10 protein-coding genes are annotated in these 11,343 nt (G+C 54.9%); 6 read left to right on the top strand and 4 right to left on the bottom strand.

Annotated elements, in window-relative coordinates; translation table 11 throughout:
• Positions 1–68 precede the first annotated feature (68 nt).
• The 4 genes from soxR (at position 69) to P0H77_RS21035 (ending at position 4,781) form a co-directional block, all read left to right on the top strand.
• Positions 69–527: a redox-sensitive transcriptional activator SoxR gene (soxR, locus tag P0H77_RS21050; RefSeq protein ID WP_276159114.1), complete on the top strand. Its 459-nt coding sequence runs from the start codon at positions 69–71 to the stop codon at positions 525–527.
• Between the two features lie 47 nt (positions 528–574).
• Positions 575–1,243 (top strand): glutathione S-transferase, encoded by a 669-nt coding sequence (locus P0H77_RS21045; protein ID WP_276159113.1) that lies wholly within the window; start codon positions 575–577, stop codon positions 1,241–1,243.
• A gap of 391 nt (positions 1,244–1,634) precedes the next feature.
• A complete protein-coding gene (locus P0H77_RS21040; protein ID WP_276159112.1) occupies positions 1,635–2,984 on the top strand; it encodes an NCS2 family permease in 1,350 nt (449 codons plus the stop codon).
• A 150-nt stretch (positions 2,985–3,134) separates the two neighbouring features.
• The gene (locus tag P0H77_RS21035; RefSeq protein ID WP_276159111.1) at positions 3,135–4,781 is read left to right on the top strand and encodes a Na+/H+ antiporter; all 1,647 of its coding nucleotides are present in this window, start codon (positions 3,135–3,137) and stop codon (positions 4,779–4,781) included.
• 160 nt (positions 4,782–4,941) lie between these two features.
• Here P0H77_RS21035 and P0H77_RS21030 read toward each other — a convergent pair whose 3' ends face one another.
• Positions 4,942–5,829, bottom strand: a complete 888-nt coding sequence (locus P0H77_RS21030) for a LysR family transcriptional regulator (RefSeq protein ID WP_276159110.1) — start codon at positions 5,827–5,829, stop codon at positions 4,942–4,944.
• A gap of 104 nt (positions 5,830–5,933) precedes the next feature.
• Between P0H77_RS21030 and P0H77_RS21025 the strand changes: the two genes are divergently transcribed.
• Complete coding sequence (locus P0H77_RS21025) at positions 5,934–6,344, top strand: CidA/LrgA family protein (protein WP_176920874.1); 411 nt, start codon at positions 5,934–5,936, stop codon at positions 6,342–6,344.
• Entirely contained in the window at positions 6,337–7,026 is a 690-nt protein-coding gene (locus P0H77_RS21020) for an LrgB family protein (RefSeq protein WP_276165191.1), read from the top strand. The genes P0H77_RS21025 and P0H77_RS21020 overlap by 8 nt, the downstream gene beginning before the upstream one ends.
• A 152-nt stretch (positions 7,027–7,178) precedes the next feature.
• On the opposite strand, the gene actP is transcribed toward P0H77_RS21020, so the two are convergent.
• The 3 genes from actP to acs form a co-directional block, all read right to left on the bottom strand.
• Positions 7,179–8,828: a cation/acetate symporter ActP gene (gene actP / locus P0H77_RS21015; protein ID WP_276159109.1), complete on the bottom strand. Its 1,650-nt coding sequence runs from the start codon at positions 8,826–8,828 to the stop codon at positions 7,179–7,181.
• Positions 8,825–9,139 carry a DUF485 domain-containing protein gene (locus P0H77_RS21010; RefSeq protein WP_276159108.1) on the bottom strand — a complete coding sequence of 105 codons (315 nt, stop codon included), beginning with the start codon at positions 9,137–9,139 and terminating at the stop codon, positions 8,825–8,827. Before P0H77_RS21010 ends, actP begins: the two co-directional genes overlap by 4 nt.
• Positions 9,140–9,213: 74 nt before the next feature.
• Positions 9,214–11,172 carry an acetate--CoA ligase gene (gene acs / locus P0H77_RS21005; protein ID WP_276159107.1) on the bottom strand — a complete coding sequence of 653 codons (1,959 nt, stop codon included), beginning with the start codon at positions 11,170–11,172 and terminating at the stop codon, positions 9,214–9,216.
• Positions 11,173–11,343 lie beyond the last annotated feature (171 nt).

Below are 11,343 nucleotides of genomic sequence, written 5' to 3'. Positions count from 1 at the left end.
TCATCAGATTCGTCGTTTTCTCTGCGGGCGAGTATAATTCCTCAAGTTAACTTGAGGTAAAGCGGTTTATGGAAAAGAGATCACCCCGGATTAAAGCGATGCTGACGCCCGGCGAAGTTGCCAGGCGTAGCGGCGTTGCCGTCTCGGCCCTGCATTTCTATGAAAGCAAAGGGCTGATTAAAAGCGTGCGCAATAGCGGCAATCAGCGGCGTTATTCCCGTGATGTGCTGCGCTATGTGGCAATCATCAAGATTGCACAGCGCATTGGCATTCCGCTCTCCACGATTGGCGAATCGTTTGGCGTTTTGCCGGAAGGGCATAATCTGAGCGCCAAAGAGTGGCAGCACCTTTCATCACAGTGGCGGGAAGAACTGGATCGACGCATACACACTCTGGTGGCATTGCGCGATCAGCTGGATGGCTGTATCGGCTGCGGCTGTCTTTCCCGTCGCGACTGCCCGCTGCGTAACCCCGGCGATAAACTGGGAGAAGAAGGGACCGGTGCACGCCTGCTGGAAGAAGAATAAAGCCCAAACCTCTCCTATAGTTAACAGCTTAACGACAGGAGAAAATTATGCTGAAGGTGCACCATCTGAATCAGTCACGCTCACAACGCGTGCTCTGGGCGCTTGAAGAATTAAATCAGCCCTATGAGATCGTGCGTTACGAGCGCAAAAAAACCATGCTCGCTCCGGAATCCCTTAAAAAGGTGCATCCGCTGGGTAAATCGCCGGTGCTTGAAGATGACGGGCTGATTATTGCCGAATCCGGGGCCATCCTTGAGTATCTCGAAGAGTATTACGATCCTGCCCACCAGCTTCAGCCGCAGGATAAGGCGCAGAAATTACAGTATCGTTTCTGGCTGCATTATGCCGAAGGATCGCTGATGCCCCTGCTATTAATGAAGCTGGTCTTTGGCCGGCTGGGCAAACCGCCGGTACCGTTTGGACTTCGTACGCTCGGCAACGCGTTGGGTCAGGGCGTGCAGAAGGCGTACCTGAATAAGCAGATTGAGACCCACGCGCGTTTTATCGAATCTGAACTGGCACATAAGCCGTGGTTTGCAGGTGACAACCTGAGTATGGCGGACGTGCAGATGAGCTTTCCGGTATTTGCGCTGCTATCGCGCGGCGGCATCGATAATTTACCAAATCTGAACGCCTGGAAAAAGCGGGTGGAAATGCGTCCGGCATGGAAACACGCTATTGAAAAAGGCGGGCCGTTCACCTTGCCAGGCGAATAACTTTTCCTGATGGCAAAAAGCCGCTTCTCAAATTGAAATAATCCGCAATAAAAAATGTTGCCAGTTTGCGCATAAACGATAACGTTTGCGCATCGACTGGCGATTTCTTCACCGCCATAAGCGAATCTTAGCAAAATGCTGCAAAGTTCAGTTGAAAAAGGCGGGTTAAACGCTGGATAATCGTTTGCCTTTTATTGAGTGGATGGACGATCGTCTTCGTTTACCCACTAAATAACATTTGTTAAGCCGTTTTGTTTGCGCGGAGTTAAACGTTTGCTTTTTACGGTGCTTCTTTACCGTAACGCAGCACAGGGAGATGACGTTTATCTGGCAGTGGATTGTCCACCACGCTAACCAACGAAAGATAAAAAATTTTCAGGGGATGTTTTCTATGTCTACGCCTTCAGCGCGTACCGGCGGTTCACTCGACGCCTGGTTTAAAATTTCTGCTCGTGGCAGCTCCGTTCGTCAGGAGGTTCTGGCGGGGTTAACCACTTTCCTGGCGATGGTGTATTCCGTCATCGTGGTACCGGGAATGCTCGGGAAAGCTGGCTTTCCGCCTGCCGCCGTCTTTGTGGCGACCTGTCTGGTGGCGGGCGTTGGTTCTTTATTAATGGGCCTGTGGGCCAATCTGCCGCTGGCAATCGGCTGCGCTATCTCTCTGACCGCCTTTACCGCGTTCAGCCTGGTGCTGGGTCAACATATCAGCATTCCGGTGGCGCTGGGTGCCGTCTTCCTGATGGGTGTGCTGTTTACCATTATTTCGGCGACCGGTATTCGTAGCTGGATCCTACGTAACCTGCCGCAGGGTATTGCACACGGTACCGGAATTGGTATCGGTCTGTTCCTGCTGCTGATTGCCGCCAACGGTGTGGGTCTGGTCATCAAGAACCCGCTGGACGGGCTGCCGGTTACGCTGGGCCATTTCGCCAGCTTCCCGGTGATTATGTCGCTGATTGGTCTGGCGATGATTATCGGCCTCGAAAAACTGAAAGTACCGGGCGGCATTTTGCTGACCATTATCGGCATTTCTATCGTCGGTCTGCTGTTTGATCCGAACGTCCATTTCTCGGGGATTTTTGCTATGCCATCGCTGAGCGATGAGCACGGTAACTCGCTGATTGGCAGCCTGGATATTGTGGGCGCGCTGAATCCTGTGGTGCTGCCAAGCGTGCTGGCGCTGGTCATGACCGCCGTCTTCGATGCCACCGGCACCATTCGCGCGGTGGCCGGACAGGCAAATTTGCTGGATAAAGACGGGCAGATTATCAACGGTGGCAAAGCGCTGACCACCGACTCCCTGAGCAGCGTCTTCTCCGGCCTGGTCGGTGCAGCTCCGGCAGCGGTCTATATCGAATCTGCGGCAGGGACGGCGGCAGGCGGTAAAACCGGTCTGACGGCAATTGTGGTCGGCATTCTGTTCCTGCTGATCCTGTTCCTTTCTCCGCTGTCTTATCTTGTTCCGGCCTATGCAACCGCACCGGCACTGATGTATGTCGGCCTGCTGATGTTAAGCAATGTGGCACGAATCGACTTTGCCGACTTTGTTGATGCCATGTGCGGTCTGATCACCGCCGTGTTTATCGTTCTGACCTGTAACATTGTGACCGGCATCATGATCGGTTTTGCGGCGCTGGTGATTGGCCGTATCGTGTCGGGCGAATGGCGTAAGCTGAACCTTGGCACCGTGATCATCGCGATTGCACTGGTGGCTTTTTATGCAGGCGGCTGGGCTATTTAAGCCGATAACCCTTTTCCTGTCCAAACGGGTGGCTCAGGCCGCCCGTTTTTATTTTTTTAAGGCACATCCTGTTTCCCTTCCGTTGACCACAATGTTTTACTATTAAAATGCGCAGTGCGCTTGATTCCACACAAAGCAAACAGGGACAGCATGGAAATATTCTTCACAATACTGATTATGACGCTTGTAGTCTCGCTCTCCGGAGTGGTGACCCGCGTTCTTCCTTTTCAAATCCCGCTCCCGCTGATGCAGATTGCCATTGGGGCACTGCTGGCCTGGCCGACGATAGGCCTGCACGTCGAATTTGACCCGGAGCTTTTCCTCGTATTATTTATTCCGCCGCTTCTGTTTGCTGACGGCTGGAAAACCCCGACCCGCGAATTTCTTGAACATGGACGAGAGATCTTCGGCCTCGCGCTGGCGCTGGTTCTGGTCACCGTGGCGGGGATTGGTTTCCTCATTTACTGGATGGTGCCGGGTATTCCGCTGATCCCGGCCTTCGCGCTGGCGGCCGTTCTGTCACCTACCGATGCCGTGGCGCTTTCCGGTATCGTTGGTGAAGGGCGTATTCCGAAAAAAATCATGGGCATTCTTCAGGGCGAAGCGCTGATGAACGATGCTTCCGGCCTGGTATCGCTGAAATTTGCCGTCGCGGTGGCGATGGGCACCATGGTCTTTACCGTAGGCGGTGCTTCCGTTGAATTTCTGAAGGTGGCGATTGGCGGCCTGCTGGCTGGTTTTATTGTCAGCTGGCTGTACGGACGGTCGTTACGCTTCCTTAGCCGCTGGGGTGGTGATGAACCAGCCACCCAAATCGTGCTGCTGTTCCTGCTGCCGTTTGCGTCCTATCTCATTGCAGAACACGTGGGCGTATCGGGCATTCTGGCGGCGGTGGCGGCAGGGATGACGATTACGCGTTCCGGGGTGATGCGTTCTGCGCCACTGGCTATGCGCCTGCGTGCCAACAGTACCTGGGCGATGCTCGAATTTGTGTTTAACGGCATGGTATTCCTGCTATTGGGTTTGCAACTGCCGGGTATTCTGGAATCTTCGCTGGCCGCCGCAGAGATCGACCCGAACGTTGAAACCTGGATGCTGTTCACCGATATTGTGCTGATTTACGCTGCACTGATGTTCGTACGTTTTGGCTGGCTGTGGACAATGAAAAAATTCAGCCTCCGTTTCCTGAAGAACAAGCCGATGGAGTTTGGCTCGTGGAGCACCCGCGAGCTGCTGATAGCCTCGGTCGCTGGCGTGCGCGGCGCCATTACCCTGGCGGGTGTGCTCTCCATTCCACTATTACTGCCGGACGGCAGCGGTTTCCCGGCACGTTATGAGCTGGTGTTCCTCGCGGCAGGCGTGATCCTCTTTTCGCTGTTTGTCGGCGTGATTGTCCTGCCGATGCTGCTCCAGCGAATTGAAGTTCGCGACCATGCGCAGCAGCAGAAAGAAGAAAGGCTGGCCCGTGCCGCGACGGCGGACGTGGCGATTGTCGCCATTGAGAAAATGGAAGAGCGTCTGGCGGCCAATATGGAAGAGAATATTGACGATCAGCTTTTACGCGAGGTGAGTTCGCGGGTGATTGGTAATCTGCGTCGCCGCGCCGACGGACGTAATGATGTGGAGCACTCATTCCAGGAGGAGAATCTGGAGCGCCGTTTCCGCCTGGCTGCGCTGCGCTCTGAGCGGGCTGAGCTTTATCATCTGCGAGCAACGCGGCAGATCAGTAATGAGACGCTGCAAAAGTTATTGCACGATCTGGATCTGCTGGAAGCGCTGCTGGTGGAAAGTAAATAACCTGTTTGGCTATGGTGCACGCTGTTTTGCCGGGTGGCGGCTTCGCCTTACCCGGCCTACGAAAACCTACAATCTCAGCAGGTTACACCACAAACGTAGGCCCGGTAAGCGTAGCGCCACCGGGCAAAATTCCACGGGATAACGTTTGTCAGCAGTCTGATTATTTCTCAGGTAGCCAGAACCCTTCACAACAGGCCAGCCACGCTCTCGCACTGTGCGACAAATAGACCCCTTCACGCCAGATCATGCCCAGTTGCCAGCTCAGCTCGCTTTGTAATGGGATCCAGCGCAGGGTATCTTTGTTCAGCCGCTCACAAATCGGCTCGGGTAAAATCGCCAGTCCCACGCCTGCCTGTACCATGGCGGCCAGGAAATCCCACTGCCCGCTGCGTACGGCAATTTTTGGCTTCGCCTCATGCCGATCGAAAAGATGCATCAACTGGCGGCTGAGGGCAAAATCCTCGTTGTAAATCAGCAGGGGATGCGCCGCGAGCTGGTGGGGAGAAATCGACTGACAGTTCAGCCACTCGCCCGAGCGGGGAACCAGTACGCAGAGCGGATGGCTAAAGAGCGGTAACGTCGTGAGCCCGCTCTCTTCCTCTACCGGCAACGCGGTCATGGCGACATCAAGCTCGCCGTTCATGACCGCCTGCTGCACCGTCAGTCCGCCAAATTCAGAAATTTTCAATTCAACGCCAGGATAGCGCTGGCGAAACAGACTGATGGGCCCCGCCATCAGCACGCCGACCATCGGCGGAATGCCAAGCCTCAATAAACCTTTATTGAGATGATTGATGTCGCTGAGTTCGGCCTCTAACTGATTAAATTCATCGAGGATCGCCAGCCCTCGCTCAAACACCACGCGTCCGGTGTCGGTCAGCAGCAGCCTGCGCCCGTCGCGGATCAGTAGCGTGCAGTTAAGCTCATCTTCCAGATTCTTCAGCATCTTACTGATCGTGGGCTGGGTGACAAAAAGCCGCTCCGCCGCGCGGGTAAAGCTCTGCTGGCGTACCACTTCGACAAAATAGCGTAGCGTTCTCAGATCCATGGTTATTCCTTAAAACTATGGGCGCGATGATTTTAATTCATTTTTTTCATCGCCAGCCGCTCACTATAATGCTGGCTCTGATTATATTCCCAGGAATGCTCTTCATGGCTGTGGCCTCCGGGCGCGTTGTGCCTGCTGTTTTTCAACACCTGCAGACTCCGGTGCAGGTTCTACTGTACGCCGGATTTTTCGTGATTGCTGAGTATCTCGTCGCATGGCTGCATTTACCTTTGCCCGCCAATCTGGTGGGCATGCTGATGCTGTTAGTGCTGATTGCCTGCCGGGTGATCCCGCTGGCATGGATCCGCGCGGGCTCACGCTGGTTACTGGCGGAAATGCTGCTCTTTTTTGTTCCGGCGGTGGTAGCGGTGGTGAATTATGTCCAGCTTCTGATGGTCGACGGCTGGCGTATTTTTGCGGTGATAGCCCTGAGCACGCTAATGGTCCTCGGGGCGACGGCCTGGGTGGTGGACCGGGTGTATCATTACGAAATGCGCAGGCTGAATGATGAATAATCTTCTGCTGAGCCTGATTTGCCTGGCAATGACGCTGGGACTGTATTACGCCAACAAACGGCTGTATCGCCGTTTTCATAAGCTCCCGCTGATGCCGCTGGTATTAACCCCCGTTCTGCTGGTGTTGATGCTGGTAGTGGGGCATATCTCGTATCAAAACTACATGGGCGAGTCGCACTGGCTGCTGTGGCTGCTGGGCCCGGCAACCATCGCCTTTGCCGTGCCGGTTTACGATAACCTGTCGATTATTCGTCGCCACTGGATGTCGCTGTCGGCGGGGGTGATCACCGCAACGGTCGTCGCGGTAACCAGCTCAGTCTGGCTGGCGCGACTGTTTATGCTCCCCGATGAGATCCAGCGCAGCCTGGCGGTACGTTCCGTCACTACGCCGTTTGCGCTGGCAGCGGCAAGACCGCTGGGCGGGCAGCCGGATCTGGTGGCGCTCTTTGTGGTGGTAACAGGCGTGTTTGGCATGGCGGTCGGAGACATGCTTTTTCTGCGTCTCTCTATTCAGGCTGGAATGGCAAAAGGCGCGGGGTTTGGGGCTGCTTCGCACGGAGCGGGTACGGCGCGGTCGTGGGAGTTAGGTCCGCAGGAAGGGGTTATCGCCAGCCTGGTGATGATGCTTTCAGGGATACTGATGGTGCTGATTGCGCCGCTGGTCGCCTGGATGATGTTCTGAAATACCCCGGCCAGATAGCCGGGGCGATGGGCGTGATGAATCAGACCGCTGACAAGGTGGATTGTCAGGGGAAACACCGGGATTGGGTTCCCGGAGGGACGCCCAACCCGGTGGTCGCCCCGTGTTCCACAAACGGTTTGTCTTCAACTTCATTAATGCGCTTTACCCTGCTCAATACCAATGCCGGTCTGAGAACGAATAAACTGCGCGCGGAACTGGTCGCGCTCCAGTTTACCGGCCGCCGTGTTATCCGTCGCTGAGAAGATCCAGATGCCGATAAAGGCCACGGCGATAGAGAACAGCGCCGGATATTCATACGGGAAGATGGCCGTCGCGTGACCGAGGATCTGTACCCAGATGGTCGGACCGAGGATCATCAGGATCACGGCGGTCAATAAACCCAGCCAGCCGCCGATCATGGCCCCGCGGGTGGTCAGTTTCGACCAGTACATTGAGAGCAAAATGATCGGGAAGTTACAGCTGGCGGCGATGGAGAACGCCAGTCCTACCATGAAGGCAATATTCTGGTTTTCGAACAGAATGCCCAGCAGGATCGCCACCACGCCCAGTACCAGCACGGTAATTTTCGATACTCTGAGTTCATCGCGTTCTGATGCACCTTTGCGGAACACATTGGCATACAGATCGTGTGATACCGCCGATGCACCCGCCAGCGTCAGGCCGGCAACCACTGCCAGAATAGTGGCGAAGGCCACTGCCGAGATGAAGCCGAGGAACAGATTGCCCCCCACCGCATTCGCCAGATGTACCGCCGCCATGTTATTGCCGCCAATCAGCGTACCCGCCGCATCTTTAAAGGCCGGATTGGCGCCCACCAGCATGATCGCGCCGAAACCGATAATAAAGGTCAGAATGTAGAAGTACCCCATAAACCCGGTGGCGTAAAATACGCTTTTCCGCGCTTCTTTGGCATCGCTCACCGTAAAGAAACGCATCAGGATATGCGGCAGACCCGCGGTGCCGAACATCAGCCCCAGCCCCAGCGACAGCGCGGATATCGGATCTTTTACCAGCCCGCCCGGACTCATAATGGCCGCGCCTTTCGGGTGTACCGCCATCGCTTCAGAGAACAGATTACTGAAGCTGAAGCCGACGTGTTTCATTACCATAAAGGCCATAAAGCTGGCCCCAAACAGCAGCAGCACCGCTTTAATGATTTGCACCCAGGTGGTTGCCAGCATGCCGCCGAACAGCACGTACATCACCATCAGCACGCCGACCAGTACCACCGCAATATGGTAGTTAAGGCCGAATAACAGCTCAATTAATTTACCTGCGCCAACCATCTGCGCGATCAGATAAAGCGCCACGACTACCAGCGAACCGCAGGCGGAAAGAATACGGATAGGACCCTGCTTCAGGCGATACGAGGCGACGTCTGCGAAGGTAAAACGCCCGAGATTACGCAACCGTTCGGCAATCAGGAACAGAATAATCGGCCAGCCGACCAGGAAGCCGAGCGAGTAGATCAGGCCGTCATAACCGGAAGTGTAAACCAGTGCGGAGATGCCGAGAAATGAGGCCGCTGACATAAAGTCGCCGGCAATCGCCAGCCCGTTCTGAAAGCCGGTGATATTACCGCCCGCGGTGTAGTAGTCGTTGCGCGAGCGCACCCGTTTTGAGGCCCAGTACGTAATATAAAGCGTAAAGGCGACAAAAATCAGGAACATGATTATCGCCTGCCAGTTCGTTGGCTGGCGCTCTACCGCACCGGTAATTGCGTCGGCAGCATTAGCGGCAAAAGGAAGCGTGGCGGCGAGCGCGGTCAGGATCCTCTTCATGATACGTTTACCTCGCGGATGACGGCATTATTCAAACGATCGAATTCACTGTTGGCGCGCCAGACGTAGACGCCGGTCAGCACGAATGAAATGACAATGACGCCGATCCCGATGGGAATACCGCGCGTCACGCTGGTGCCAGCATGCAACGGCGTTCCCAGCCAGCCGGGCGCGAAGGCGATCAGCAAAATAAAGCCGACGTAAATAACCAGCATAATCAGCGAGAGAATCATGGCGAAACGCTGCCGTTTTTCGATCAGCTCCCTGAAATGCGCACTGCTTTCTATCCGCTGATAAATGGTGTCATTCATCACAGAGTCTCCAGAGGTAGGGTAGGTTTTGTTTTAATAACCCTCTCCCGTAGCGGGAGAGGGGAGGGGCGAGATTACGATGGCATCGCCAGGTTCTGCTTCTCTTCGAGCAGTTTTTCCACTACGCCAGGATCGGCCAGCGTCGAGGTATCACCCAGATTGCTGGTATCGCCGGCGGCGATTTTGCGCAAAATACGACGCATGATTTTGCCGGAGCGCGTTTTGGGAAGCGAGTCGGTCCAGTGCAGCACGTCCGGCGTCGCCAGCGGGCCGATCTCCTTACGCACCCAGTTGCGCACCTCGGTGTACAACTCCGCCGAGGGTTCCTCGCCGTGATTGAGCGTGACGTAGGCGTAGATCGCCTGGCCTTTAATATTGTGAGGGATGCCGACCACCGCCGCTTCAGCGATTTTCGGATGCGAGACCAGCGCGGATTCGATTTCTGCCGTGCCCAGGCGATGACCCGAAACGTTCAGCACATCATCCACGCGTCCGGTGATCCAGAAATAACCGTCTTCATCGCGACGCGCGCCGTCACCGCTGAAATAACAGTTTTTAAAGGTCGAGAAGTAGGTTTGTTCGAAACGTTCGTGATCGCCAAACAGCGTGCGCGCCTGACCAGGCCAGGAGTCTGTGATCACCAGGTTACCTTCGGTTGCCCCTTCCTGCAGGTTGCCTTCGTTGTCGACCAGCGCGGGCTGGACGCCAAAGAATGGTCGGGTGGCGGAACCGGCTTTTAGTTCAATTGCGCCCGGCAGCGGCGTGATCATGAAACCACCCGTTTCGGTCTGCCACCAGGTATCCATCACCGGGCATTTTTCATTACCGATCTTTTTCCAGTACCACTCCCAGGCTTCCGGGTTAATCGGCTCGCCGACGGACCCGAGAATACGCAGCGAAGCGCGATCGGTGCCTTCAATCGCTTTATCCCCTTCAGCCATTAAGGCACGGATGGCGGTGGGCGCGGTATAAAGGATATTGACCTGATGCTTGTCAACGACCTGCGACATGCGCGCCGGAGTCGGCCAGTTCGGGACCCCTTCAAACATCAGCGTGGTCGCGCCGCAGGCCAGCGGGCCGTACAGCAAATAGCTGTGGCCGGTGACCCAGCCCACATCGGCGGTGCACCAGTAAACCTCACCAGGGTGGTAGTCAAAAACGTATTTAAAGGTGGTAGCAGCATAAACCAGATAGCCCCCGGTGGTGTGCAGCACCCCCTTCGGTTTACCTGTGGAGCCGGAGGTATAAAGGATAAACAGCGGATCTTCTGCATTCATCTCCTCCGGCTGATGTTCTGCGCTGACGTTTTCAACCACATCACTCCACCACAGATCGCGCCCTTCCTGCCAGTCGATTTTGCCGCCGGTACGTTTAAGCACAATGACGTGCTCAACGCTTTTTACATTCGGGTTTTTCAGCGCGTCATCGACGTTTTTCTTCAGCGGAATGCTGCGTCCGGCGCGCACGCCTTCATCGGCAGTAATGACCAGACGCGAACTGGAGTCGATAATGCGTCCGGCAACGGCTTCGGGTGAAAAACCACCAAAAATAACGGAGTGCACTGCACCAATACGTGCGCAGGCCAGCATGGCAACAGCCGCTTCCGGCACCATCGGCATATAAATCGCTACGACATCGCCTTTTTTTATTCCCAAATCGACCAGAGTATTGGCAAAGCGGCAAACGTCAGCATGCAGTTCGCGATAAGTAATGTGCTTGCTCTGGCTGGCATCATCGCCTTCCCAGATGATTGCAGTTTGATCGCCGCGCGTGTGTAAATGACGATCCAGGCAGTTGGCCGCCAGATTTAGCGTGCCGTCCTCGTACCATTTAATCGAAATATTGCCGGGCGCAAACGAGGTATTCTTTACCTTTTGATAAGGGGTGATCCAGTCGAGGATTTTGCCTTGCTCACCCCAGAAAGTATCAGGATCGGTGATAGATTGCTGGTATTTCTCGTTGTACTGCTCCGGGTTTATCAGGCAGTTTTCCGCAATATTTGCGGGAATGGCGTGTTTATGGATTTGGCTCATGGCTTTTTTTCTCCTTGTAAGATGTTAATGATATGTCACATAAACGTTAATTACAGGAGGGGGAATAAGCTTTGTTTATTTTTTGGGCGGCAGATCACGCATTAAATGTAGTGTTTGAAAAAACAGCAAACGGATCTTTGAAGGTTAATAGTTTATATAGGGAATTATTAA

The organism is Superficieibacter sp. HKU1 (assembly GCF_029319185.1).
In the GTDB taxonomy this organism is placed as follows: domain Bacteria; phylum Pseudomonadota; class Gammaproteobacteria; order Enterobacterales; family Enterobacteriaceae; genus Superficieibacter.
The sequence above is the reverse complement of the archived record's forward strand: the minus strand, read 5'-3'. Positions and strand labels throughout refer to the sequence as shown.